The organism is Pradoshia sp. Z4_20, assembly GCF_058216035.1.
This window is the reverse complement of the sequence record NZ_JBZAJD010000002.1, coordinates 206387-233146: the sequence shown is the minus strand read 5'-3', so window position 1 is coordinate 233146 and position 26760 is coordinate 206387. Positions and strand designations below refer to the sequence as shown.

Below are 26760 nucleotides of genomic sequence, written 5' to 3'. Positions count from 1 at the left end.
TAATCCATATTTAAGTATTGCCAATCAGTATGGCTCAACCATTAATTTCGTAAACTTTTCCTGTTGTAACGTTAACTCCATACCATCCCCAGGTTGCGGTATGCTGGCTTTCTCCCTCATCAACTACTACTTCATATACATGTATAGATAAATCCTCAGTGCCTGATATCTTCCCTTGGACTTCGAAATGAACGTTTGATTCATTGGTATAATTAATATGATCCTTTACGAGATTAATAGCCTGATCCTGAGCGGATTCGAGATCAGAAGTGCCCTGTTGTTTTTCGTTTTCTTCATCAGACGAGAGTTTGGTTGTTTCATCTTCAACCGTATTCGTTGTATCAGCAGTGTTTATTTTATCTTCTGTGGAGTTTATATTTGAATCAACATCATCGGTAATAGGTGATTCCTCTTCGGCGTATTTTTCGATTTCTTTGTGTAAATTTATGATTTCCCTTTCCAAATGTTTATTGTTTTCTTTAGCAAGATTAATTTCTTTATTTAATTGTTCCAGCTCAGCGGAAGCTTTAGAATGCTGATAGTAATATTGAATGATTAATCCGAGGCTAAACAAACCTGCTAAAACAAATAATAGTACTATTTTTCTTGTGTTTAATTTTCTCATATGAATCTCCCTCTTGTTATTTTAATATAATTTTATAAATAAATAGGCTAGATGTGTAGTCTAAAATGCGAATATTCCGTTTTATCTTGAGTTGCTAAAGTGTGTTGATAAAATTGATTTAATAAATGCATAAGTGGTTGATATGATTACGAAGAATAGTTTTATAAGAATAGGGAATAGGTACATAAGAAATGATTGATAGGGAGTGACATTATGAGATTAAAGGATAAGAAGATTCTAAGTTTTGTACATCATGAATTTGAGGACCTCGAATTGTGGTATCCAATTCATCGACTGCGTGAAGAAGGAGCAATAGTTCATTTGGCGGGTGAACAGGCAAAAGTCAAGTATATTGGCAAGTATGGCGTACCCGCAGAAAGTGAGTATAGCTTTGCAGAAGTAAATCCAAATGATTATGACGCAGTTTTAGTTCCTGGAGGCTGGGCTCCTGATAAACTTCGCAGATTTCCAGAAGTATTAGAGTTTATCCAAAAAATGGATGAACAGCAAAAACCAATCGGACAAATTTGCCATGCAGGCTGGGTATTGATATCAGCTGATATTTTAAAGGGAGTAAAGGTGACAAGTACACCTGGAATACGAGATGATATGGTCAATGCAGGAGCTTCCTGGTATGATGAAGCGGTTATCGTAGACGGACATATTGTTTCAAGTCGACGCCCGCCTGATTTACCGGATTACATGCGTGAATTTATCAAAGTACTAGAGAACTAATAAAGAAGCCAGTGTTTACATTTAAACACTGGCTTCTTTATATTGTCTGTGGATCCTAAGACTTAAGATGGAATAGCTACTCTTAATTGTCGAATCACATTATTAATATATTTTCTGTTTTTGTAAATGAAAAGTTTTAATTGATCACCTGAAAGCTGTAATTCATCTATGTCGCTATAAAACTCTCCCTTACCATGCGCTGTCCATTTTCCTTCTTTATCATAAAACATTAAGGTCCAGTGGCCACCTCTAATATGGTCTTCAAAGATAAAGTAATACTTCTTACCAACTTCATCATAAGAAGAGATAGATTTAAAATCAGCCAGGAATTGATCGATATCTTTTTTATACACAATGACCTTCATACAAGTTCCCTCCTAATTTATTATTCTACTCTTAACATGAGTTTTTTATAAGAAACATGTGTGTATGGTGTCCTATAAGATTTAATTATATAATTTTATCTGAATTTTCACCATAGCTAGATTTTCGATATTGTTAACTAAAATTTAATATGGAGAAAGTTTCTTTTAAATGACCAAAACTGTAATATTTTTTATTTATAATTATTATAAATAAAAAGGGTTCCTGGAGAGCGAATGGGATGGAATATATACACTTATAAAAATTTTTTTAGTGATAAAAAATATTGATATTTTAAAGGTTTATAAGTGTTTTTAAAGGGGGAGAGTGTGGGCGCTATTCTTGTTGTAGCTCTAAGCTCCGTTTTCGGTTATTACACAGCCGTTGTTTTAGATGTCTCTATTGCCGGTTGTATGGTTGCAGTGTCTGGCTTGATTTTTGGAATCGTGTTTTTGTTCTCACCTACCCATGGAATCGTGTTTAAAAATTTCCAACATAGAAAATTAAGAAATTCTTTTATTTAAAATGTTCAAAGGTAAATGAAGCGATTGTCTAATAAGCTGAACAGAAGCAGTTTATTGAGCAATCCTTGTTTTGTTTATGTTCTTTATTCATCTAGCGGTTTAAAGTATGGTAACATGCTAAGGGAAGATTTTAGGTAAAAAGGATAAAAGGAGTTTTTATGAAAGTTTTTAAGTTCATCAGTTCTTCATTTGTAATTGTAATAGCTTATTTTTGTCGTTAAAGAGAGCATTTGGCTTTATCCGTACTTGCATATGTCGATAGGATTCATGTTTATGGTGACGTGTATTGAACAAATACGTTTAAAACATAAGGGATTAGCTATAGTAAACGGTGTGCTATCGTTTTTCTTTTTCAGTTTAGCTCTTATTAGGCTATTCTACGCTGAATTGTAGAATATTTTATGACCATGCTTCATTTTTCTGGCGTGAATGACGAAATAATGTATAAGAGATGATGGTCATTTAGCTGTCAATGAAGAAGCAGGTGTAAAGAATGAAATGTCGCTATTGTCAGAATGAAATAAATACCCGAAGTAAGTACTGTTTGCATTGTGGTAAATTGAAGAATGGACCAAAAAGAAAGAGATCAAAAGTTGTCTTGGTTTCTTTTAGTATCATCGCTATTCTTTCAGCAAGCATCTATTTATTAGCTGCAAATCAAACGGATAATCATAAGCAGGTCGAATATGGAAGCATAAAAGAAATAAAATTGGTACATAAAGAGAATGGAAAAACGAATCAAGCAGAGGAAATTAAAACAACGCCTAAACCGGCAACTGAAATAAAAGTAGATACCAAAAAAGAGGTTTCTGAGATTATAACTGAATCACTTGCAAAAGTTTTTACTATTTTCACTGAGGATAATCAAGGTACTGGATTTATCATTAATGATCATGGAGATATCCTTACAAATGCTCATGTAGTAGAGGGCTCTGTTGATATAACAGCAATCGATTATACAAGTCAATCCTATGCAGGAAAAGTCATTGGATATTCGAATATCCATGATGTCGCAATTATCAGGATACCTGAAATGGCGAATCAGCAATCCTTGGGGCTAGCTACCCAGGAATATGCTTCGATAGGTGAGGAAGTAATAGCATTGGGGAGTCCGCTCGGAAAAACTAATACAGCAACTTTGGGAACAATTGCAGCCATTAACCGAAGTTTTTATATTGGGGAGCGTATATATGAAAATATTTACCAAATGACGGCTCGGATATCTCCTGGAAGCAGTGGCGGTCCATTAGTATCTGTAAAATCAGGCAAAGTAATTGGAATCAATTCAGCGAGATCGATTGAGGATGAATCAATTGGGTTTAGCATTCCCCTGAAGGATGTTTATTCGTTTATCAGTGGTTGGGTTTCAAATCCGTTATCGGAGAGTGATATAACTGGCTTTTTTTATACGGAGATCGGTGATTATCATTTTGAGGAAGAAGATGAAGAGATTGACGGAGGATATTTTGAAGGTGGAGAAACAACTGATGAGCAAGGGGTTTATTACGAAATTCCTGAAGACTGGTATGAGGTAGATGGGGAATATAATAATCAATCTGAGGCTGAAAAAGAGGATGTTATTGAAGGAAATCTTTTAGACAATAAACAAGAGGAACAATTAATAGTAGAACCCAGTGACGAAAAAACCAGTAAGTATTTCTGTAAAAGAACAAAAGGAGAACGAAGAATAATCAACTTCTGTAAGGTTATCCATTATGGAATTTTCGCTGAAGTAATTTTGGGGTCTAATTATGCTAGACAGAGGGAAAAAATGTACATATTTGCCGAAGGATAGGAATCGTCTGATCTAAATTGAAAACCTTATAGGTCAATAGTGTTAGAGTGATTTGGATAATCACTCTAATTTTTTGTTAAGTATCATTTAAAAATATGAGGCTACTATAATTTTAATATCGTCGATAAACACATAGGTATGAATAAGAACAAAATAGATAAGTAAAGGCAGAATAAAACACCAGCTGGTTCGCCCTTTTTTTATTAGTAAGCGTTTCATCTCCTTTTCATCGAGATGTGGATGTCTACGTCTTATCTGTTCAACATGTTTTTTTGTACCGGCTAAATATAAAAGATTACCGCTTCTGCCTATATAAAGGTGCATTAATGCGGCAAAAACTAACCAATAAAACAGGTGGTTACGGAATAGGAGAGATACTAAAATATCAATCAGGATGAAAATACCGGCAATCAGATATCTTTTTCGATACGCAAGCCAGAACATCCCGAAGACTAAACCGAAAAAATTCCATCTTTTAATTCTATGATTCTCATTTAAAAATGAATGATAGTGATCGCCGATATATACTTTTATATCTTGTTTTTCCTGCTGAGAATCTTTTAATTTAACCATAAAAATACCTCATTTTTATTTACACGATTGAATGATGGTTTGATCAATGACTGAAACTAAATTTAAGCTATTAAATTTAGTTTCAGTCATTGCACTCAGGACATTTCTTTATGGCAGGATATAATCTGGTTGCCCTTTTAAAGGCTTCGTCATAGGAAAAATGGCTTACTTCAATAAGGCGAACTAACTCACGATCTAGATTTTCATATTGCTCATGTTGTTCATCAACTATATTCCCATCAAAGCATTCTTTGCAAATTTCCATCTTATTACTCTCCTTTATTATTTATCTATATAGAATTTTAACTAATTTTTGTTGAATAGGCAAAGAAATGGAAACCTCACTACACAATTAAGAATTCGAAAGTTTAGTATTAGACTATTGGCAAGATGTAACGGATTGAAATGTTTATTTGTTGAAAATAACGGTATGTAACTAATAAAGATATTAATAAGGAGGAGACTTGATGAAGGTAGGTTTAATCGGTCTTGGCAAGATGGGGATGAATTTGGCTAAAAATTTAATAGACCACCAAATTATTGTGCATGCTTATGATGTAAATTCAGCTTCGGTTGAGAGCCTTCAAAAATATGGAGCCATTGGCAGTCCTAATATGAAAGACATAGTGGATAAACTGGAGCAACCCAGAGTCATATGGCTGATGGTACCACATACTGTGGTTGATAATGTTATAGAAGAGCTTTTTCCACTGTTAAGGCCTGGAGATATTTTAATAGATGGGGGAAATTCAAATTATAAGGAATCGATGAGACGAAGCAGGGTATTAAAAGAAGCTGGAATCTATTTTATGGATGTCGGTACTTCCGGGGGAATGGAAGGAGCAAGAAATGGGGCATGTTATATGATTGGTGGCAATCAAAACGCATGGAAAGTAATTGAACCATTATTTGCAGCCACTTCCGTACCAAATGGGTACTTATATGCAGGTGATTCGGGGAGCGGACATTATTTAAAAATGGTTCATAACGGAATTGAGTATGGGATGATGGCAGCTATTGGTGAGGGATTTGAAATCCTCGAAAAAAGTGAGTTTAATTTTGATTATGAACAAGTAGCAAGAGTCTGGAATAATGGATCGGTTGTGCGCTCCTGGTTAATGGAATTAACGGAGCAAGCTTTTGCTAAAGATGCCCGTTTGGAAGAAATTAAGGGAGTTATGCATTCGTCTGGTGAAGGAAAATGGGCACTAGAAACTGCTTTAGACCTTCAAGCCTCGACACCAGTAATGGCATTGGCCCTATTAATGCGTTTTCGCTCACAGGAAAATGACACATTTAACGGTAAGGTTGTAGCTGCTTTAAGAAATGAGTTTGGCGGCCATAAAGTCGAAAAAAATGAATAAATACAAGTAGTACATGATTAATAGATTAATGAACAAGCATAACTGTTAATGGAGGTATGCTCTTTGTATAGGGGATTTGTTACGAATTTGATCAACTCTTTGCGACCAAAGAACGAGTGAATCAAATACCTTTAACAAAGATATAAAGTTTATCACGGAAAAATATTTATGGAAGTGTGAAAAAGCCAGCTTCATTAGGAAACGGACAACGGATTATTCAACTAAGTCCCCGACTGCGGAATGGGAGATTATTATCAATTAAAGGCTTTCCATCCTTTATCGCCCATGACAGTCAATTCGGAAGCTGGAAAGCTATCATGAAAATATAGGACTCCTGTCTCATTATCACGAATAATTTTAGATAATCCCCTGTATAAACATCCTCAAAATGTTTATTTTCCACTATGACATACTCTTTTTTGGTTTGTTGAAGTAGCTAACTTCATATATAATGGCACCACAAAATAGTAATTTTATTCTTCTTATAAATCAAAATCTATTAGAAAACAGCATTTTATAGAAGCGACCCACAAAGTTAATTAGTAAATCATAATACTTAAAGAAATGATAAATAATGATTTGGAGATGTAGAATAAGTATATTCGAGTAGCTATTTAAATTCCTATATAGGAATTACTTTACAGGAAGTGGTTCATTGAATGGACATAGATGATTTATTGAAGTAACCGATGATTCTCAATTCATAATTCATAAGAAATAAATATGTGATTTTTCAAGATTTAATAAGCCAATAAAAATACGAGAAACAGCTTTTAATAAACAAAATTAGATTAAAAAAGATTGGCTTATTGTTTTGTCAGTAGCATCACAAAGTTCTATCTTTATCATTATAAATGGAAGATGAGCGGAACCTGACTTTAAAGAGGTCATGCTATTTAAATCCCCGATACCCTTAAGAAGTCATGAGGATGAATAGATCATAAATAAAATTAATTGATTGTAATTGTTCTTGATATATTTATAGTGTTGTACGTAGGTTTAGACAGGGTGAGTAAGAATGTATTTCAGTTGTTTTTAAGGAGAAATAGTAGATTGAAAAAGAAAAATATATATAAAACACCTTCGAGAACTGGATGTAAACTCGAAGGTGTCGTTTAAAGCGAAATGTGTTAGTTTAAAATTTGAATGTTAACTTGTTTACGTCCCCAATTAAGAGCAGCATCTTGTGTAGGGATGAAAACATCTATTTTGTTCCCTTTAATAGCACCACCGGTATCAGCAGCAGTAGCATATCCATAACCTTCAACATAAACTTTTGAACCTAATGGAATTACACTAGGGTCAACTGCGATTACTTTAGCATTTGGATTCGCATTTAAATCGACTCCGGTAGCAGTGACGCCAGAACAACCGTTACAACTAGCTGTATAAGCTGTGGCTGAAACAGAGAGAGTTTTTCCTGCTTTTTGCCCAGTAGACTTTGCAGTAGTAGTTGTTGTCTCTGTTTTTGTTTCAGTTTTAGTAGTTGTTGATGTAGTTGTTGTTTTTTGTTGAACAGCTTCAGTATTATTTTTTGCCGGTTGGCCTACACCAGACAAATTAAGGACTTGACCTGGTTGAATAATTTCTGAATTTAAGCTATTCCAACTTTTTAGCTGATTAATAGAGATTTTATTTTTAACAGCTATCTTCCAAAGACTATCACCTTTTTTAACGGTATAAGTTTTTGGTTGGTCTTCCTTTACGATCAATTTAGTATTCTCAATAATGATATCGGAATCTAAATTATTGAGTTCTTTAATATGATCAACAGAAGTGTCGTATTTATTTGAGATACCCCATAGTGTATCACCTTTTTTGATTGTGATTTCTTGGGCAGATGCTTGGGGTCCGCCCATAGCAACGGCGATGGAAGCTACCGCTACGAATGATAACAAAGTTTTCTTCATGTAGTTTGAACCTCCTAAAATTGTTTGTTTTGAGCTAACAGTGACAATCTTATCAGGTTTACGAGAAAGAAGTAATAACGAGGAGATGATAAATTCATTACTGATATAACGGGAATATGTCAAATACATATCTAATAATTTGAATATTCAGAAAACTTTAGGTAAAAAAACTTAATAAAACCATGGTATTAATATATTTTTCTAGTAAATTTAGATAGAGGAGTTTTTGTCATAATTGTCACAAAAATATCCATTATTTTGAATTAATGGTAAAAAAAGAGATTAAAAAAACTGAGAAAAAATATTAAACTTATGAAAAACAATGCTTAAAATTGGAAGAAAAGGGTAATGAATGGGTGTGATTGCTATAAAGTAAAAAATGAAAATATCAAAAATTATAGTTCGTAGTTATAAGAATAGATGTAAATTTAGTTTTTAAGAGAATGGATGTTGATAACTAATTAGTAATTAAAAGAAACTTTAGTAAATTCATTTTCCTGTATGTAAGGAAGCATATTAGCTGGTCGATTTTCATTCTTTTGTTGTAATAAAATAATCTATTCCTATTATACCCTAAAATATGACATAGTTCTAAGGTTTTTTTAAATAAATTAGGTTAACGGACTTAATTCGTCAAAAAGATAATTAATCAGTTCTTGAAAGAATCAATATAATAGAAGAAACACGATAACAATTTGTTAGAAATCTGCTAATGAAACGCTAAATTACCGTATGTCGAGCTTATAAAGATGAGGAGATTGTTTTTAGTCAGATATCGGAACGAAAGAGAGTAACTGATGCCATATCTGGATAGTATGTAATAAAGAATTGACTGGATACATAAGAACTTAAATAATGCCTTATATGCTTGGAGGATTGAAAAGTTTTATTACTTGAGTTCCAGCCCTTTTAGAAAGATGAGGTGAATTATTTGATTCCTGATAGAAATATGAAAAATGAAACATTTAGCTGGTTAAAGTCCATTCTGATCATTGTTGCTGTCATTATGTTAATCAGGACTTTCCTATTTACTCCGTATAAAGTGGAAGGAGTATCGATGGAACCTACTCTCCGCAATCAAGAGAGAATACTGGTCAGTAAATCATTAGTAGAAAAGAAATATAATAGAGGAGATATTGTCATCATTAAGGGTGATAACAGTGAAATGTTCATTAAGAGAATAATCGGTGTAGCAGGGGATAAGATTGAAGTAAAAAATAATATCCTTTATATTAATGATGTTCAGAAAAAGGAAAGATATCTGGATAAAAATCGACAAGAAACCCATGAAGAAGGCGAAAAATCAAATGGAGATTTCGAAGCGATTCTTATTCCTGAAAATGAATATTTTGTTATGGGTGATAATCGTCTTGTAAGTATGGATAGTCGCAATGGATTAGGGTTAATTAAACAGGATCAGGTTATAGGACAAGGTAAATATGTCTTTTATCCATTTACCGATTTAAGAAAACTGGACTGAGGAGTCTTCTTAAATCAATGAAAAATAATTCTATTTCAAGTACATATTAATAGTTTATAAAAAGTGAATTTCTTAATAATAGTAAAGTATGTGGTGTATTGTCATTTTTTGTTATAAAATAAAGTTAATATATGGAGGCGGAGGTAGTCTGCGTGGTGTATATATTAACTTTATTCATTGTTATGATTGCTTTTTTATTGTTTATTAAATATAAACGGGATGAGAGAAATACAATTATACTCAGGATGAATGAAACGTATCCAAATGCGAATGAATATGTAGTTGCCATTAAATATGAGTTGGAGAAACAAGGGAAATATGTTGCCTACTCTGGCAATGGACATTTTATCGTTGATGGAATGAATTACAAGATAAAGGAACGGAAAAAAATCATAACAGACGGTATATCGATGCAGCTTACTATACTTAAGTGTCTAAAGTCCTCCTGATAAAGAAGAAAACATCCAACCAAGATTGGATGTTTTTTTGATTGAATTGAATTTCTTATCTTTAGAGGTTTCGTACTATGGAATGGTAATTTAGTTGATTTTTAGCTTCATTTAAATAGTTATTCTAATTGGTTACAAAGTAGGAAGGGAATTGTCAATCACAGCCCGAAATAAATGGATATACCACAATTTAGGAGGGTTGAATATGTTAAAAAGACATGAAGTACTCTTTAAGCAATTGGCTGATTATCGGCATGAATTGTTAGTGGCGGTGGATTCGATGAATGAGGATGAGGTGAATATTGTACCTGAGGGATTTCGAAATAATATACGATGGAACCTGGGACATGTATACCTGGATCAATATTTGTGGATTCAACATTTGACAAAGGAACCAATCATCCTGCCTAATCATTTTAATGAATGGTTTGGTTATGGTACGAGCCCGGAAGATTGGAGGGGAGAGGTTCCTAAACTTGATTATTTAAAAAGACTGCTTGCTGTACAGCCTTTTATGATTCGAGATTTATATGGAGAAAGACTGGAAGAAGAATATTCTGTAACGGAATCTGGAATGTTTACAGTGGAACAAGTCCTCGTTAGAACTATTTTTCATGAAGGAATACATTTGGGGAATATTCTTGCATTGAAAAAGCTTGTTACATCTCAAGAGGTATTAAGTTAAAATAATTTAATCCTTATAGGAAGACAAGTAAAAAAAGCTGAATGAATCCCTATTTTATATGCATGATAGAATAAAAAAACATTCAACTCCATTTATTTGTTTTCCTCTTTAATTAGTAGCCATATATCCCTTGTGCTAAATCAATTAAATTATATAACTCTAAATAATAATTATTTGTAATGATTTTCTTGGAAAAATATGAAGAAGTGCACTTAAAGTGCATATGGAATCCATAAAGTGATCAGAAACTGTAATATATAATATATCTAAAAGCCTCGCAATTCCCAATGGATATGTTTTTTTAAGAAACGGAAATGTTTTAATGGTACTGTTAAATGGCTGACCTCCTTAAATATCATTACTTCGAATATCCAAATACCATAATGAAGATTTTTGTAATTTTTTATAAACTCCATCAGTCCATCCTGTACTTTGTTCCTTTTCGAAATCTCCATGATTCAAAATCCAACGAGCTATTTTTAGTAGTTCCTCATCTTTAAGCACTTTCTGAATAGCTGTTAATTTGTCCAACCAAGGCTTTTTTGGTGAACTGCCAACAGCATTATCTAACCAAATTATACAATCTCTTTTAATTTCGAATGTCCTGTAACTATTAGTTTTGAGATCATTAAAAATGAAGCTTATAATTTGATAGCACCCCTGATTATTATTTACTTTGTAATGAACAAGGTAATGTATGATATCCGTATTATCTGGTTTTATAAATCCTATAATTTTCTTGAAATCCTTGATAGTATGATGGAATCCTCTTATCTCATTTAGGTCCAGTAGGTATTTAAGAGCTTTATTGCGCATAAAAAAATCAGCAGAATGAAAGAATTTACTTAGTTTTTCTATTTTCCAAATATAATCAAACCTATTAAAGAAAATGCTTCATCTATATACTCTTTAATCTTCCATGTAGTACGATCTATAACGGATGAAAAAACATTGCCCCACATAGAGTCGTAAATCTTAAGAAGCCGACCTAAAATATATTTTAAAGAACTACTATCTAAAGAATCTGATGCTCCCTGCAGAGTATTATAAATCGAAAAAAAACCCTCCGTTTGTTTGCTCCCTATTTCTTTCTTTGTATTGATTTCGATCAATGATTCCACCCAATTATCTATCAATTTTGCTTCTTCTTTTTGTAGTTTAAGACTGGCGGCAAAAGTAGCAGCTTGAAGAATTTCTGTTTCTCTGTATCTTTCTAACTCGTTCAAAAACATAGATTCACCTTCTATTCGTGGATTATTAAATTGAAGTACAGAGCTTTGTGGCTAAAAAAAGGGTGTGCGTGTGCGGTTCTTTTTTATTTATTTTCCAACCCCCCTAAGAGAATTGCTGCTATTGCAACCATACTGAAATGATAGATTTTCCTATAAAAAGTAAAACCTTTTTATATAGAAGAATATTGATTTCTAAATCAGTTCACTCCATTTTTATATTGAAATTGTACTACTTATTTTACAAACAGATTACATAGAAGACATCATCCTTACAATAACGTTATAATCTGATGAATTCATACATTTCTGGCAAAGACTTTTGATATAGTACAAGAGTAACAAAAAGTAGTAAAAAAGTTGCTAATGAAAAGGAGTTTATATGATTAAATTACAACCTAAACTATTTGGGAAAATTGCTATCAGTTTACTATTCATTTTTGCGTTAATCGCAAGTACGACTATACCGGGACAAAAAGCTGATGCAGCAAGTAGCAGTTTAGCTGGATTTAAGTATTCAAAAAAAGTTCCTTTGCCTAAAGCTCAACAACAATATCTCTATAAAATGACTAAACAAAGAGGATTGGATTATAAAGAAACGCTGGCAGTGATGCTGCATGAAAGCAATATGAAAGTAAAAGCAAAAGGTGGAAGTAATTACGGATATTTCCAAATTAATAAAATTAACCATAAAAATTTAGCTAAAATTACAAAGACAAAGAACAAACCCTATGATCCATACGTAAATATGAATTGGGGAACATACATGTTATCCGATTTACAAAAGAAATATAAGAAAAAAGGTTATAAGGGTACTGCTTTAAAAGAAGCTACCTTGAGTGCTTATAACAAAGGTGAAGGTGGATTTAAGAAGTATGGAAAAGCCAAAGCCTACATAAAAAAGCATAACCAATGTCTAGCGAAAGTTAAAAAATGGTTCTAATTAACACTAATTAACAACAGCGTTCGTTTATCGGACGCTGTTGTTATTTGATTAATGAAAGTGCATAAATATCTATAATTATAAGGAACAGTACTATAATGATTAAGGTTTATCGGAAGAATTTTATTTAAACAGCAATTAAAAAGAAGTATCTAGAATCTCGTGTACCAGTAGCTTAGGTCTTCTTTATAGAAACTTTACCTTCTTGATTTCTCTCATTATCCCATTCGACCTGAATCTCAAATGTTCCTTCTTCAAAAAACAATGGAAATCTTCTTCTTATAGATTCTTGCATAGGGAGATTAGAAGCTTCATCTATATGAACCCATACAGGTTTACCCTCGGTTGAGTTTTGCAACAATGTGCCGCTAAAACTAGTAGCTAAATAGTTAAAAATAATATGTCTGTCATGTTTTTCGGGATTGACATACTCATAAAGCCCTTTGTAGACAAGATTACTTACATTTAACCCTGTCTCTTCTTTCACTTCTCTAATAGCGGAATCCGTAAAACTTTCTGGAAACTCTACTTTTCCTCCTGGTGGTATAAATCCCTTGAAATGATCGTGTTGTCTATTTAATAACAGGACATAATCTCCATTCTGAACCAAACAAACAGTCCAAAATTTGTAATGAATAGATTGCTCCAGTTCCACCTAATTCACCTCGATCATCAGTCTTTAATAACTATCGGTATTAAATTTAATTTTACCTTAAAATTCCATAATATCACCAAACTAAATTAGATAAACCAGATTGATCAAAAGATAAAAAAGAATGGAGAAGAAATGAGGGATGTCGGGGATTGAACAAAGTGTTTGGTGGTTTAATCGATCCTTTCCTATCTATATAGACATAAAAAATGGCCGATTTCTAAAAATCGACCATTCTTTTTTTAAATAGCGGTCTGTTCGTATTTAAAAGATGGAACCGTTATAAATTGGTTTTATTTAATTTGAAATTCATTTCTGGATAATAAGCGTTTTTAACCAATACATTTGGACCTAGGCATTTTACTGTCGGGCAATGGCAATTTAATGAATCGGCCAGGCTTGATTTCATCCAATTATTATAGGCGACAGGCAATGACTGCTCCTTAATATTGCCAAGTGGCGGAGTATCTCCAAAGTCAGTTACGATTACATCACCACTAAAGATATTTACATTTAAACGAGATCGTCCGTCAGGGTCGTTCCGAACAGTCACGTTTTTACTTGAATATAATCTTTGCAGTAATTCGAGATCTTCACTGTTTTGGCTGCATGGGTAAAAAGGCAGTGTACCAAACAGCATCCAAATGTTTTCATTACGAATATCCAGAAGATGGTGAATGGCTTTTCTTGTTTCATCCAATGAAAGTGTTTCTAAAGTAGATGCAAAAGAACTAGGGTACATAGGATGCACCTCATGCCTTTGGCAGCCCATTTCTTCAACAATTTGTTTGTGAATATGTTCTAAATGGGGGAGCGTTCTTTTATTGAGCATGGTTTCAGCAGATACGAGTACTCCCGCTTTCGTTAATGCCTGGGAATTGGTAATAATTCTATTAAATAAGACTTCTCGCTGTTCACGAGTTGGTTTTCTTTCCATCATAGCAAAACCGCCATCTATAAAATCATCGATGGTTCCCCAGTTATGTGAAATATGTAAAACATCCAAATAAGGAATAATTGTTTCATATCTCTCTAACGGAAGTGTTAAATTAGAATTTATTTGTGTTCGCACCCCACGTGAGTGTGCATATTTTAATAGAGGCTGAACATAATTTTCAACACTCTTTTTTGAGAGCATAGGTTCACCGCCGGTTATACTGATGGAACGTAAAGCAGGGATTTCTTCCAGACGGTGTAAGATTAGTTCCAAAGGCAGAGCATCAGGATCTTTCGGTTGCAGGGTATATCCAACAGCACAATGCTCACAACGCATATTACATAGAGTTGTGGTTGTAAATTCTATATTAGAAAGGGTTAGCTTTCCATATTGTTCTATATCCATATAGGTTTCCCATGGGTCATAATCCGGGCTTAAAGGCGTTGCTTTTTGTGTGCTTTTCGTGATCATCCTATTACTCCTCATAAAAATTCATATCCCATATTATGGTCATTAATTTAGAAGTATGTCAACATTCTTGTAATTGAGATTCTATAAAATTATTAAAATTGAAATGGAGAGAAGACTCGGATAATAGATAAAGGGCATAAGAATATCCTATTAGCTTCAGTGAAAATAAATGATTGGGTTAAGAATGGGTAGGATATGAGGATTTAATCCCCACTTACAGAAATATTTGGTAAAAAGCGGAAAATATATAACGAATATGCTAATTTTATTTTGATGGTAGGCGTTTAATTTATACTTCGAGAGCTAAGGGAAATTTTATAAGTGATAATTCAAGATGGATTAAGAAATTAGTATCTACAATGTAACGGTAAAGTTTAACGCACTGGGGGAGCAAACATTAGGATAATCATAAGAAATTTACTATCGGTTATTATTGTTTCTGTATTAACATCCTTATTTCTTACAGGTACTTCATATATCTTAGGAGAACAAAGTGATAATGTAATTAATTTTTTTTAATTCTTGGCATTTCCATATTCATTCCTGTTTGTTTTTCTTTATGGATTTATAGCATCAATCATTGGAGAAATAATCGCTGGTCTAGTACAGCATAAAAAAGCACGACTTCTAATAAAAATTACAGTATATGGAATGTTTCTTTCAGGATTTTTATTTGTAGCAATGGAGACTAAATTTTTTGCTTATCTTGGGATTGTTGCAGCGATTTTGTATGTAGTAATAGATGAATATCTTAGAAAAAGAACAAACCTAGCTTTTACGGATTCACACTATAATAAAGGATCTGTTGGGAATGACCATATCGATTAATAGAAAAAGGATTTATTGAAATAGCAGAAGCAAAGGTAAGCTTATATGTAAAAATTGTTTTCTGCATTCGAATAGAACTACACCCATTCGAACGAGAGACCCAAATGAGGACATCTCTACTGATTCTTGCAGTGTGTTTTTTAATAAATCAATCGCTTCTTCTGTTTATTCTATAGACATTAGATGTAACTATAGCATAAAAAACCTCCATTACAGTAATCTCCTTATATAAGCCTATTGTACCAATTTTTGAAGAGAATAGTTATTATTGTAAACATCATAATAAGCATTTAAAATGTGTAAAGTATTTAAAATGTTTACTATAGTAATAGAGAAAGAGAAGGGAGATTTAGAGAATGCAACAAGTTACATCTATAGAAGAATTTGATAATCAAATAAAAAGCGATAAACTAACAGTAAATATATTTACGACTACTTGGTGTCCAGATTGTAAACGACTTGATTTATTTATTGACGAAATTATTACGGAGCATCAAGATAAACAATGGTTTACAATTGATAAAGATGAATTACCCGAATTGGCAGAAAAAGAAAATGTTATGGGAATTCCGTCCTTATTAGTTTATAAAAATGGAGAAAAAATAGCTCATTTACATAGCGCTAATGCTAAAACGCCTGATCAAGTAAGAGATTTTTTAAGCAATTTCTAAAAAAGAGGTTAACCAATCATCTCTATTGCTGAGAAAAATTATCCAGGCATAAAGTAGATTAAATAAAGAGCATAACAGATTAGAATATCATATCTGTTATGCTCTTTATTATTGGCTTTATTCGTATATATTATTGCTTTTGCACCTATTTTACATAGTTTGCTTTATAAGAGAAGTAGATATGTATAGTACGTCTCAAACTAGGTTGGTCTAATATGGATGCTTCTCATTGAATGGGAATGGATTCTATAGCCAGTGAGAACGTTCTGATTAAACTTTTTGAATATAATCACTCAGTAGCGAGTGGAGAGGGATTCGATCCGCTAAGCTGTTCGCTCCCTAGAGAAGGACCTTAGCATTCAAATGAAAAATATCTATCACTATATAATGTAAATAAACGAGAATATAAGGAGTAACTGAAGAAAATAAACGGAACGAAATCTTTAAATATTGCATTTTTAATACTGATAATATCTGTCCTATCAGCTTGTGTTTCAAATCCCGATTTCGAGTTATACGAAGGAAATGCCTTACGGATAGCTGTTGTTGGAGAAAAACCGGAAGTGAAAGAAGAACAAGTGGAATTTACAGAAATTTCATTTGGAGAAATGACAAACAAAGATATGAACTCTTATGATGCTGTCATTATTTCGGAAAATAACCTTTTTGAAGCTGCTGAAAGTCAATATGCAGATGTTTACTTAAATTCTGCTATCCCTTACTTTTTTATGAGAACAAATCATTATGCCTCTTTTACTGAAAAAGATTTGGAATACGATAGGATAATGAATTGGACTTCAGGTAATAGTTATGCTGTTGGAATTTTTACAACACAAGATGATGATACATTAAAAAAGTGGGGATATGGTTTATATAATGATGAAAAAAATGATGAACATATAAAAGATGTATATTCCAGGATTTTCAAGACAATAGATGAACTAAATTCAAATGAATAATCCTAATAATATAAATTGGGGCGTTAGATCAATAATGGAGACAGCTATAGTCGGCTGTCTCCATTATTGATTTATTAGCAACAAATGTCTGGACAGAGCCCTGTTATTTAAGCTGAATTACAGTAGTATAATATTTGAAGTAATTTAGTCTAATTTATGGATTTCCTGATAATTGGATAATTCATAACAAGAATATCGACTTAATCATTGCGAAATAGTGAATTATAGGGTTAGATTATTAGTCTTATCCTCTCTATTAACAAAGTTTTAGTTTTCGCTCATTTTACCTCTATCTTTTCAGAAAAATTATTGTACAATATATAGGCATTGATTGATATTAAATGTGAAGTGAGTTGACGAAAGTGGCAGTAGACAAAAATAAGATTATTATTGATGCCAGTCTTCTGGCCGGGCGTATTATGCTGGAAAACGGAGCGGAAACGAGCCGGGTAGAGGATACAATGGAAAGAATGATTAGTACTTCACTAGGAATAAAGCATGGAACAAATGCATTTACATATGTGACAGTTAATGGAATTTTTGTGAATATAGGCTTGGACAATACGAATTTCGTTAGAATCGATAATCGGGATCATAATCTTGAAAAGGTAACGAAGGTCAATCAAATATCAAGAATGTATTCAGAAGGCCGTCTGACAATTGAGGAAGTTCTTTCGGAACTGAAAGCAGTGGATCAGGACCCGCTTGACTACCCCTTATGGTTCAGACTTATTTGTACAGCTGTATTGAGCGGAAGCGTTATGCTGATTATGAATGGCACATTTGTGGATTTACCGGCTAGTATGATTGGTGGCCTTTTGTGTTATATAACCTATTTAATTGGCTTTAAAATAATGAAAACACCATTCATAGTGGAATACATAGCTGCTTTTTTGGGTGGGATTGTTGCCTATTATATTAACAGTATAATGGGAAGTCATTTAAATTCCGTCATGATAGGGACGGTTGCACCGCTTGTACCTGGAATTGCGATGACCAATGCTATTCGCGATATGATGGCAAAGCATTATCTCTCAGGAACAATCCGGTTAGTGGAGGCTGTCTTCATTGCGGGTGCGATTGGTACGGGTATTGCTACCGTCTATTATTTATTTATCAATTAGGAGGCGGAAATAGTGAATCAGATCCTTATTCATATGGTTTTTAGCTTTCTATCATCGATATCCTTCGCAGTTATTTGTAATGTTCCGCGCAAGTCTATACCAATAGGAGGACTTGTAGGGATGTGCGGTTGGATGGGATACTGGATTTTAAGCACGGAAGGGTACGGCGTATTTCTATCCAGTATAGTGTGTTCGTTGTTATTAGCCTTTGCCGGACAAATCTCTGCACGAATTTTTAAGATGCCGCTGACTGTCTTTTATGTACCGGGACTGGTGCCAATCGTTCCGGGAATAACAGCTTTTCAGGCATTTCGTTTATTAACACTACAGGACTATGATGGTGCGCTAATCGGATTTTTAAATGTTGGTTACTGTGCAGTTGGGATTGCAATTGGACTGGTTTTATCAGATATCCTATTTAAGAGCAGTTTATATATGATTAAAAATTTCAAGATAGTTCGTTAAGGCAGTAAGATAATAATCATACTGTTTTTTAGTGGAGTTAATTAGGAGAGAAAATTATCTAGTGGAATAGGTTCCTTTAAATGAATATATGATAAAAATGGAAGAAATGTTGCTAGATTAGAAATTCATGAACCGAGCTAAATAAACAATAAAGGACGTTCCAGAAAAAGGGTTGGTTCTTTATTGTTTATTTTTTTGCTGGTTATGATAAAATTAAATTGGAATATTTTCCAATATTGCTATGCTAAATGATTTTTATTGGAGCCAAATAAGGCTTAATGATATCCATCAGGCATTCAATAAATAAAGGATCGTCATTGGCAGCTTCTATATAATGATATTTTTCACCGCCGTTTTCCATAAAAATAGTATGATTCTCAACCTGAAGTTCTTCCAGTGTTTCCAGGCAATCTACTGTAAAACTGGGAGCGAGAATGTGAATATGTTTAGAACCGCTTTTGGCAAGATGACGTAACGTTTCACTGGTTGAAGGTTCAAGCCAAGGTTCCTTACCAAATTTAGATTGATAGCATGTAATGATAGTGTGATCTGGCAATTCTTTTTTTAGAGCTTGAGTGGTTTTTAAGCATTGGTATGGATAATCGTCACCATCAGATACATATCTTTTAGGTATGCCATGATAGGACAGGACTACCGCATCAGGGTGGCCATGTTCTTTTGTGCATAGTTCAATACGCGTTTTTAATAATTTAATCCATATTGGATGATCAGGGTAGTCACGTATAAATATTACTTCCGGGATATCTCTCCATTTAGATAATGTTTGGTTCAAATGATCCCATACAGATCCTGTAGTAGTGGAGGAATATTGCGGAAATAAAGGCACGACAATTAATCGGCGCATTCCCCATCTATGCAGCTTTTCTAATTCATCCTTTATAGATGGTTTACCATAATTCATAGCAAGTGAGACTTTAATATTAGAATGTGCGAATTGTTTCTCTAATTCTTGTTTTTGTTTAATAGAGATGGTTAATAAAGGTGATCCTTCATTCGTCCATATAGATTGGTAGAGCTTTGCGGTTTTCGGCGGCCGTGTTCTCAGAATAATTCCGTGCAGGACAGGCATCCATTTCCACCTAGGTAAATCAATTACTCTACTGTCACTTAGAAATTCTTTTAAATACGAACGTACAGAGGACGTGGTTGGTTGATCAGGTGTACCCAAGTTAACTAAAAGAATAGCTGTCTTTTCCATATCCATTCTCCTGCCGTATAATAATATTGTTATTATTATTTTAATATATATATAATTTATATTACAAAAACTTTTTGTACAAAAACGTACTATTTGACTCAATTGTTACAGTCCCAGATAAAAGGAGTGTGTATATTGCTTGTTCTAAATCAAAAAATACTCGCAAAGACCATTCGGATGATGGAACGTAAGATGGTACAGGCCTCCTTCCTGAAACCTAGTATAAAACCTAACGTTGAAAGGGAGGAGCGGTTGATTGAAACAAATTTAGGAAATACTCGCGTCATTACATATCGGCCAAACCGTAATACAGAGGGACCATTACCCGTTTTTGTGAATATGCATGGCGGTGGATTTGTGATGGGAAGTGCTGAATTGGATGATGCGTGGTGTCCTGTGATAGCGGACCGAGCCAGTTGTTTAGTAGTGAATATTGATTATCATCTGGCACCAGAATACAAATTTCCTGCTGCAATATATGAATGCTATGATATTCTGAAATGGCTTTATGAGAACCCCAATGTCCTTCAGGTAGACAATAAGCGAATAGCAGTTGGGGGACATAGTGCAGGTGGGAATTTAGCAGCTGCTCTTTGTTTGCTGAACAAGGAGAGAGAGCAGATTCCTTTAGTGAAGCAAATCCTTAATTATCCACCGCTGGACCTTGCTACTGATCCGGACCTGAAATTCAAGCATAAAAAAGCCATACCACCCAGACTGGCAAAACTGTTTAATGAATCCTATTTAAAATCAATGAAAGATGCGGAAAACCCATTGGTCTCTCCTGTATATGCAGAGGATTTGGAAGACTTGCCGCCTGCTTTAATCATCACTGCTGAATTTGACTCTCTTGCAGATGAAGCCGACTACTATGCAAGCCAGCTTGAAGAAGCTGGGGTGACAGTCAAGAAGAAGAGGTACATGGAAGCTGCACATGCATTTACTCATACAGGTGAATTGAAACAGGCTGAAGAGGCATGGCACTTAATTAGTGATGAATTAAAAGAGGCCTTTTCCTAGATTAATGCTGGGCTTACGCTGTCCTGATGATTTTTGATAAATCTATATAAATAAATCGAAAAACAATGGCGGTTCAATTCATTTAGAGTTGGACTGCTTCTTTTTATAAGCACATATCCTTAAACATATTTATTAAAAAAGTTCATAATAATGTTATTAAATGGATATATATACATGAATGATGGATTTTATTAATAATAAGGCTGTTTTGTATAGTTTGTGCCCTGTATAAATGGGTATAATTGATTTAAGGATAATATTGGAAATTATCTCTATTGGTTCCATTGGCTTGAATCAGGAAAAGATTTAGGATTTAATAAACGCGTGAAACAAATGTTTATTTCAAAAAAATCTAATTATAAAACAGTTGGAATGTTGAGAAATGCATAAAAAGACCTTGATATGTGTGATCACCTTAAAGAGATATCTAAATATTTTTCATATCTTTGCTTTTCAATGTTCAGTTCATATATTCTAATAAAATCTACTGTAAAATTAGGGTACGGTTTCAACTCTCTATCTGCTATTTTTTCCATTTCTATTAGTTCTTTTTTAGAGAGCCCAGTAGAAATATTTCCACCGTATTTTTCTTTCCCCAGAGTTAAGTGAGGTACAAAGGCATCAAGTTCAAAATACTGTTTTATTAAGTCTTCTGACGGTGAAATCTCATTAATGATTTTTTGATGCAATTTGTGTAAGTTAGTTGAGTTAACACTCAAATATAAAACGCTATCTCCAAAATAGTTGGGCTTATCTAATGATACTTGAAAAGGTTTGAAGGTATCGCATACGGTTTGTACCTTATCAATCCATTGTTTATCTGGAGTTAGTCCTCCTTGTGCTTTCAATGTTATGTGTGGTTCTACACCCGATTGTTTAATCCATTTACTTTGAAAATGCTCAATACGTTCCAAATATTCTTCAGGTGGAACAATCCCTATAAAATACTCCAAATTCATTCTTCTTTACACCCTTATTTTCAGTTTTAATTATTTTAACAGAAAATTCCGAACATGCAAATGGAATTATTACGTGAAAAACAACAGCCATAAAAAAGATGCTATTCATATACTTTTAATGAGACAAAGAAACTTTAACTGTCTCGAAGTTTAAGACTTTAATATAAAATTTGTATTCAATTATATCTTCAATAGTCCTTATGAGGATTAGCTTCTAAAATGTTATATACCGATAATCAACCAGTCTATTCATATACTTTACAGGTGTCATAAATAATAAAAGATGGGAGAGGGTTATTGTGCCTGGCTGTAGTAACGATTTTTATATAGCAATTGGCGGTAATATTGTTGCTCAGATAGAATTTGTGGCAGATGAGCAAGAGGTATCTGAACAAGGGAGTATCATCATTAATCATACATTAGTTGCAAATAGCTACAGGGGGAAAGGTTTGGGCAAGGCATTAGTAAACCGTGTAGTATTGCATGCAAGAAATGAAAATAAATATATTAAGCCCGTTTGTCCATTTGCAAAAATGATGCTTGAAAATAAAAAAGAATATCAGGATGTTTTAATGTAATCCAATAATCTAAAATGTACACACCTATTTCACTTCCTTATTTGCAAAAGTAAGGATTTTTGTTTTTAAAATATGGATATACAAAATCTGTTTGGGCCGAGGTACTTCTTGTTTTGCTGACATTAAAGAGGCTTTCACCCCTTTATGTTAATGATTTGTTATTTCGAATACAGATTTTTACGAAAAGCAGAAATAGTAGATATTCCGTCCTCCAAAAAGTATGATAAAAGTATAGAAATAACAAAATATGGCGATGCATGGAGTGGGAGTGTGAATAGGTAATGAAAGTAATAGGATTATCAGGTTCCATAATTGGTGAAAAAACACCTAAATCAGTGGAAGAGGTATTGGCAGCTGTAAACAAAATAGATAATCAATTAGATACAGAATTAATAGATCTTAGAAATTATAATGTGGAATTTGTAAGAGGCATTCCTTTTTCATCCTATAATCAGGATACCCGAACGGTAGTCAATAAACTAAACGATGCGGATATTATAATAATTGGTACACCCATTTATCAGGCGTCGATACCGGGTGTTCTAAAAAATCTATTTGATCATTTAGCTCCGGATTGTTTTAAAGGAAAAGTGGTAGGAATTGTTACGAATGGAGGATCTGAAAAACACTTTTTAGTAACTGAGTACCAATTAAAACCGATATTATCTTATTTCAAAGCGATAATACCATTTAATAATGTATTTTTACATACAAGCTGCTTTGGACCTGGCAATAAAATTGTAAATGAAGAGGAGAATAATAGGATCCAAGCATTGGCTCAGGAAGTTATTGATTTAAAGGAGATTCACTAAAATTTTATCAGATCCTCTAACTAAATGTGAATGAGAAAAATGGTATCTGCATTCCTAGCATTTCAATAGAATATAGAGCATTCAAGATAAAGATAGGAGTAGACGACTTACTAAGACATAAAAAAGTAAGAGATTTTCTTCCTACAGAGAATTGGATGAAGAGATTGAATTGATTTTTAAACTGCTCAATCTCTTTTTCATTCAATTTATATGAAAGGGTTAATTGTGTTTATTAAAATCAGATGAATAGTTTGAAATATCGCTTATTAATGATTTATCTTCATTGATATCCAATGTACGAAGTTTCATAATTAAATGTACGCGTCGTTTATAAAAATCTTTGTGTGATATGGACCGGTTATCATAGTACATTTGATAATTTTTTCTCAATTCATTTAATAATTCATTATATTTTTTTTGAGCGCACACTATATCACCTTCTTTCCTCATGATGTTATATTTAAATAATATCACAAAAGATTCTGTTAATTCATCGTTAAAATTTTTCCACATTCAAAATATTATGTAAATTATAACCCTTAAGACTAATGGTTAGTATCAAGTTCCTGTTAAAGGTATAGAATTAGACCGAGATTGTTTATAGTAAAAATTGTATCACGACGAATTTCCTTTCGTAGGTTCCAACCTTCGCATAGAATGACATTCAAAAAAGCTTCAGGTAATGATAAATGGTCTAAAATAGACCATGATATCAAAGAGAAAAACTTACTGCCTTTTAAAGAGAGGCGAGGCTGGGACAAGTATTTCAGTTAATGATAAACCCAAACTATTAGGTGATATTTCAATTGGATATTCGCCGGCTAGGTTGCGTTTTAATTGTCTTCAATAGAAAGGTTCATTCTGCATACGATTATTCATATCAAGTGGAATGGAACGGAAGCCACTCGACTCCTTGGGAAGTAGAGGAGGCTTAAGACCCAGCAGGCTCAGCCGAGGAAGCGCCCAATGGAACAGACTTTTTTCTCAAACTTAACTCTTTAATAAGCAACAAAGTCTAGTAAGATTAATTTAGATATCGTTCGTCTACTGGATTGTTTTCAAGTTATTTCCCAGCCTCGTTTTTTTATTTGCTTATCTATAATACTCTCACAGCGAACGATTATGATTATTGGAATTTAGATGATAGAAGAATGAAGATTTAATATAGGACGGTTCTCTTCAACGATTTAATGTGGTACGTAAATATAATTTGTCTAAAAAGGCAGTGCAACAGGCCATAAATGACTGCCGCACTGCCTTTTAAATAGATTTGTATCATAAATGTTATTTCTAAAGTGGATTTTACGAATCATTGTTTACTTCGGAATAAGCTCCTAGAAATTGAGCTAACACTTCTTTGTTTTGAGATATATCTGCGAGTGTATAGCCATCTAATACGTTTAAAAAAGCATACAATGCTTTATTTAAAATACCTCTCAACGTACAAACAGGAGAGATGGGACATGTATTATGATCAGAAAAACACTCAACTATGTTAAAATCTTCTTCAGTTTTTCTTACTAAACCCCCGATATTGATTTCATGAGGTTTCATTGCCAGTCTCATGCCGCCATTACGCCCACGTATTGTTTCTATATAACCTAACTTGCCCAGCTGGTATATGATTTTCATTAAATGATTTTTGGATATGCCATAGGCATCAGCAATTTCTTTTATATTTACTAATCGATCGGGATGACTTGCCAAGTACATAAGCACCCTGATGGAATAGTCACTGAAATTTGTTAATCGCATAGTCACGCCCCGCTTCAGATTATCTACTCATCTTTAATACTACCATACATAAATAGGCTTCCAAAGAAAGTTCACAGAAAAGATGTATCTGAAATATTGCTTTTACTTTCCAATAGAGTAAAATTAAAGATGTATTTCAAATACATCTTTAAAAGGGGATTTTTATATGTTGTCTACTCAAACAATCGAAATTGTGAAATCAACTGCACCAATATTGGAAACAAGGGGTAAGGAAATAACTACGGTATTTTATAAAACGATGTTTGAAGCACATCCTGAGCTTTTGAATATTTTTAATCATGCAAATCAAAAAAGAGGCAGGCAGCAGACTGCATTAGCAAATACGGTAACAGCTGCGGCCTATTATATCGATCAATTGGAAGTGCTTCTGCCGGTTGTAAAACAAATTGCACATAAACACCGTAGTTTAATGATTAAACCTGAGCATTATCCGATTGTAGGAAAATATTTATTGTTGGCTATTAAAAAAGTATTAGGTGATGCGGCTACAGATGATATTTTAAAAGCGTGGGAAGAGGCCTATGGGGCAATCGCTGATATCTTCATAGGGGTTGAACGTGAAATGTATGAAGAAGCGGAAAATAAGGTTGGTGGTTGGAGAGACTATCGAGAATTTGAAGTCATAAAGAAAGTGAGGGAAAGTGACGGTATTACTTCCTTCTATTTAAAACCAACCGATGGGCTGGCAATACCCGAATTTGAACCGGGCCAATATATAACTGTTCGGGTTCAAATTCCAGGAGAACAGTTTATGATGAATCGCCAATATAGCTTAACGAATGTATCCAATGGTGAATACTATCGAATTTCTGTAAAAAGTGAAAGTATGCATGACAATCCTGATGGTAAAGTATCTAATTACCTGCATAAGGAAGTTTGTACGGGTGATATAGTACAACTAACGGTACCAGCGGGAGATTTTACTTTAGAAGAGGACACCGAGCCAATTACCTTTATAGCTGCCGGAGTAGGGATAACGCCATTTATTAGTATGTTGAATACACTTTATAAACAGGAATCATTAAGAAAAATTACTTTGATACACGCGTTTAAAAACAGGAAGGTTCAAGCATTTGCTGATGAGCTCTCCATGTTAAACAGGCAAATGCATGATATGACAATCAACTTTTATAATGAAGAAGCTGATGTAATCGAGGAGAATTATAAAATAGGCAGAATCAATGAAGAGGTATTGAGGCAATTAGATCAGAATGGAATTTTCTATGTTTGTGGGCCAGTCGAATTTATGCAAGGTGTCATTCAAATGCTTTATAAACTAGGCGTACCGCAAGAAAAAGTACGGTTTGAATTTTTTGGACCTTCCATGAAAATCGAAACAGTAACAGAAAAAGTGTGAAAAAAACATGCTGGGAAGTTTATTCCTGGCATATTTTTTATAAATTCCTCGTCTGTTAAACTCTTTGTTGTGAAAATCAGCAGAGAATATGTTTTGTCTCCGTAACTCACCATGATTTTATTATTCTATAACGATCCCAAACATTACTAAAAGTGTGCGCTGAATTGATTGGTTTAATAGATTAAAAGAGGGGAGGATGGTAAAGGAATATACAGAGATAAAGATTATAAAAAACAATAAGAAGAATTCCTCAAGCA

29 protein-coding genes are annotated in these 26760 nt (G+C 33.4%); 17 read left to right on the top strand and 12 right to left on the bottom strand.

All coding sequences use genetic code 11. The features are described 5' to 3' along the window. Positions 1–34: 34 nt before the first annotated feature. On the bottom strand, positions 35–625 hold the full coding sequence (locus AC4BHP_RS07105; protein ID WP_490551788.1) for a hypothetical protein: 591 nt from the start codon (positions 623–625) through the stop codon (positions 35–37). 213 nt (positions 626–838) lie between these two features. Between AC4BHP_RS07105 and AC4BHP_RS07100 the strand changes: the two genes are divergently transcribed. Next, entirely contained in the window at positions 839–1360 is a 522-nt protein-coding gene (locus tag AC4BHP_RS07100; protein WP_139891198.1) for a type 1 glutamine amidotransferase domain-containing protein, read from the top strand. Positions 1361–1422: 62 nt separating this feature from the next. On the opposite strand, the gene AC4BHP_RS07095 is transcribed toward AC4BHP_RS07100, so the two are convergent. Then, on the bottom strand, positions 1423–1725 hold the full coding sequence (locus tag AC4BHP_RS07095) for a hypothetical protein (RefSeq protein WP_066100171.1): 303 nt from the start codon (positions 1723–1725) through the stop codon (positions 1423–1425). Positions 1726–2052: 327 nt separating this feature from the next. On the opposite strand from AC4BHP_RS07095, the gene AC4BHP_RS07090 reads away from it, so the two are divergent. Further along, positions 2053–2247, top strand: a complete 195-nt coding sequence (locus AC4BHP_RS07090; RefSeq protein WP_490551787.1) for a hypothetical protein — start codon at positions 2053–2055, stop codon at positions 2245–2247. A gap of 493 nt (positions 2248–2740) precedes the next feature. Next, the gene (locus tag AC4BHP_RS07085; RefSeq protein WP_490551786.1) at positions 2741–4042 is read left to right on the top strand and encodes a S1C family serine protease; all 1302 of its coding nucleotides are present in this window, start codon (positions 2741–2743) and stop codon (positions 4040–4042) included. 87 nt (positions 4043–4129) lie between these two features. Here AC4BHP_RS07085 and AC4BHP_RS07080 read toward each other — a convergent pair whose 3' ends face one another. Together AC4BHP_RS07080 and AC4BHP_RS07075 are read right to left on the bottom strand one after the other, a co-directional pair. Then, complete coding sequence (locus AC4BHP_RS07080) at positions 4130–4615, bottom strand: hypothetical protein (protein ID WP_490551785.1); 486 nt, start codon at positions 4613–4615, stop codon at positions 4130–4132. A gap of 82 nt (positions 4616–4697) precedes the next feature. Next, a complete protein-coding gene (locus tag AC4BHP_RS07075; RefSeq protein ID WP_139891195.1) occupies positions 4698–4880 on the bottom strand; it encodes a hypothetical protein in 183 nt (60 codons plus the stop codon). Between the two features lie 202 nt (positions 4881–5082). On the opposite strand from AC4BHP_RS07075, the gene gnd reads away from it, so the two are divergent. Then, positions 5083–5979 carry a phosphogluconate dehydrogenase (NAD(+)-dependent, decarboxylating) gene (gene gnd / locus AC4BHP_RS07070; protein ID WP_490551784.1) on the top strand — a complete coding sequence of 299 codons (897 nt, stop codon included), beginning with the start codon at positions 5083–5085 and terminating at the stop codon, positions 5977–5979. A gap of 1130 nt (positions 5980–7109) precedes the next feature. Here gnd and AC4BHP_RS07065 read toward each other — a convergent pair. Next, positions 7110–7889: a 3D domain-containing protein gene (locus tag AC4BHP_RS07065; protein ID WP_066100154.1), complete on the bottom strand. Its 780-nt coding sequence runs from the start codon at positions 7887–7889 to the stop codon at positions 7110–7112. Positions 7890–8838: 949 nt separating this feature from the next. On the opposite strand from AC4BHP_RS07065, the gene lepB reads away from it, so the two are divergent. The 3 genes from lepB (at position 8839) to AC4BHP_RS07050 (ending at position 10503) form a co-directional block, all read left to right on the top strand. After that, positions 8839–9369 carry a signal peptidase I gene (gene lepB / locus AC4BHP_RS07060; protein ID WP_066102238.1) on the top strand — a complete coding sequence of 177 codons (531 nt, stop codon included), beginning with the start codon at positions 8839–8841 and terminating at the stop codon, positions 9367–9369. A 152-nt stretch (positions 9370–9521) separates the two neighbouring features. After that, positions 9522–9818: a hypothetical protein gene (locus AC4BHP_RS07055; protein ID WP_066100150.1), complete on the top strand. Its 297-nt coding sequence runs from the start codon at positions 9522–9524 to the stop codon at positions 9816–9818. A 205-nt stretch (positions 9819–10023) separates the two neighbouring features. Continuing rightward, positions 10024–10503 carry a DinB family protein gene (locus AC4BHP_RS07050; RefSeq protein ID WP_066100145.1) on the top strand — a complete coding sequence of 160 codons (480 nt, stop codon included), beginning with the start codon at positions 10024–10026 and terminating at the stop codon, positions 10501–10503. 348 nt (positions 10504–10851) lie between these two features. Here the strand turns inward: AC4BHP_RS07050 and AC4BHP_RS07045 are convergent, their stop codons facing one another. Beyond that, positions 10852–11319 (bottom strand): hypothetical protein, encoded by a 468-nt coding sequence (locus AC4BHP_RS07045; RefSeq protein WP_490551783.1) that lies wholly within the window; start codon positions 11317–11319, stop codon positions 10852–10854. A 38-nt stretch (positions 11320–11357) separates the two neighbouring features. Next, positions 11358–11735, bottom strand: a complete 378-nt coding sequence (locus AC4BHP_RS07040; protein ID WP_490551782.1) for a hypothetical protein — start codon at positions 11733–11735, stop codon at positions 11358–11360. 379 nt (positions 11736–12114) lie between these two features. Between AC4BHP_RS07040 and AC4BHP_RS07035 the strand changes: the two genes are divergently transcribed. Further along, positions 12115–12675, top strand: a complete 561-nt coding sequence (locus AC4BHP_RS07035; RefSeq protein ID WP_066100133.1) for a transglycosylase SLT domain-containing protein — start codon at positions 12115–12117, stop codon at positions 12673–12675. 175 nt (positions 12676–12850) lie between these two features. Here the strand turns inward: AC4BHP_RS07035 and AC4BHP_RS07030 are convergent, their stop codons facing one another. Both AC4BHP_RS07030 and yfkAB read right to left on the bottom strand, forming a co-directional pair. After that, a complete protein-coding gene (locus AC4BHP_RS07030) occupies positions 12851–13324 on the bottom strand; it encodes an 8-oxo-dGTP diphosphatase (RefSeq protein ID WP_490551998.1) in 474 nt (157 codons plus the stop codon). 283 nt (positions 13325–13607) lie between these two features. Beyond that, positions 13608–14735, bottom strand: coding sequence for a radical SAM/CxCxxxxC motif protein YfkAB (gene yfkAB / locus AC4BHP_RS07025; RefSeq protein WP_140461303.1), 1128 nt, complete (start codon positions 14733–14735; stop codon positions 13608–13610). Positions 14736–15416: 681 nt separating this feature from the next. Here yfkAB and AC4BHP_RS07020 point away from each other — a divergent pair. The 5 genes from AC4BHP_RS07020 (at position 15417) to AC4BHP_RS07000 (ending at position 18782) form a co-directional block, all read left to right on the top strand. After that, entirely contained in the window at positions 15417–15563 is a 147-nt protein-coding gene (locus AC4BHP_RS07020) for a hypothetical protein (protein WP_180349910.1), read from the top strand. A 356-nt stretch (positions 15564–15919) separates the two neighbouring features. Next, complete coding sequence (locus tag AC4BHP_RS07015; RefSeq protein ID WP_066100123.1) at positions 15920–16234, top strand: thioredoxin family protein; 315 nt, start codon at positions 15920–15922, stop codon at positions 16232–16234. Positions 16235–16797: 563 nt separating this feature from the next. Beyond that, on the top strand, positions 16798–17193 hold the full coding sequence (locus AC4BHP_RS07010; protein ID WP_490551781.1) for a hypothetical protein: 396 nt from the start codon (positions 16798–16800) through the stop codon (positions 17191–17193). A gap of 362 nt (positions 17194–17555) precedes the next feature. Then, positions 17556–18317 carry a threonine/serine exporter family protein gene (locus AC4BHP_RS07005; RefSeq protein WP_225983679.1) on the top strand — a complete coding sequence of 254 codons (762 nt, stop codon included), beginning with the start codon at positions 17556–17558 and terminating at the stop codon, positions 18315–18317. A 12-nt stretch (positions 18318–18329) separates the two neighbouring features. Then, complete coding sequence (locus tag AC4BHP_RS07000; RefSeq protein WP_490551780.1) at positions 18330–18782, top strand: threonine/serine exporter family protein; 453 nt, start codon at positions 18330–18332, stop codon at positions 18780–18782. A 244-nt stretch (positions 18783–19026) separates the two neighbouring features. Here the strand turns inward: AC4BHP_RS07000 and hemH are convergent, their stop codons facing one another. Beyond that, complete coding sequence (hemH, locus tag AC4BHP_RS06995) at positions 19027–20001, bottom strand: ferrochelatase (protein WP_217491065.1); 975 nt, start codon at positions 19999–20001, stop codon at positions 19027–19029. Between the two features lie 126 nt (positions 20002–20127). Between hemH and AC4BHP_RS06990 the strand changes: the two genes are divergently transcribed. Next, positions 20128–21021: an alpha/beta hydrolase gene (locus AC4BHP_RS06990; protein WP_373925461.1), complete on the top strand. Its 894-nt coding sequence runs from the start codon at positions 20128–20130 to the stop codon at positions 21019–21021. A 410-nt stretch (positions 21022–21431) separates the two neighbouring features. On the opposite strand, the gene AC4BHP_RS06985 is transcribed toward AC4BHP_RS06990, so the two are convergent. After that, positions 21432–21980, bottom strand: coding sequence for a 2'-5' RNA ligase family protein (locus AC4BHP_RS06985; protein ID WP_066100113.1), 549 nt, complete (start codon positions 21978–21980; stop codon positions 21432–21434). 251 nt (positions 21981–22231) lie between these two features. Between AC4BHP_RS06985 and AC4BHP_RS06980 the strand changes: the two genes are divergently transcribed. Beyond that, a complete protein-coding gene (locus tag AC4BHP_RS06980; protein ID WP_490551996.1) occupies positions 22232–22558 on the top strand; it encodes a GNAT family N-acetyltransferase in 327 nt (108 codons plus the stop codon). 281 nt (positions 22559–22839) lie between these two features. Continuing rightward, complete coding sequence (locus AC4BHP_RS06975; RefSeq protein ID WP_066100107.1) at positions 22840–23370, top strand: NADPH-dependent FMN reductase; 531 nt, start codon at positions 22840–22842, stop codon at positions 23368–23370. Positions 23371–24672: 1302 nt separating this feature from the next. On the opposite strand, the gene AC4BHP_RS06970 is transcribed toward AC4BHP_RS06975, so the two are convergent. Next, positions 24673–25125, bottom strand: coding sequence for an RrF2 family transcriptional regulator (locus tag AC4BHP_RS06970; RefSeq protein ID WP_066100101.1), 453 nt, complete (start codon positions 25123–25125; stop codon positions 24673–24675). 166 nt (positions 25126–25291) lie between these two features. Here AC4BHP_RS06970 and hmpA point away from each other — a divergent pair, with 166 nt between their 5' ends. Next, a complete protein-coding gene (gene hmpA, locus AC4BHP_RS06965) occupies positions 25292–26503 on the top strand; it encodes an NO-inducible flavohemoprotein (protein ID WP_490551779.1) in 1212 nt (403 codons plus the stop codon). The last annotated feature ends 257 nt before the right edge of the window (positions 26504–26760 follow it).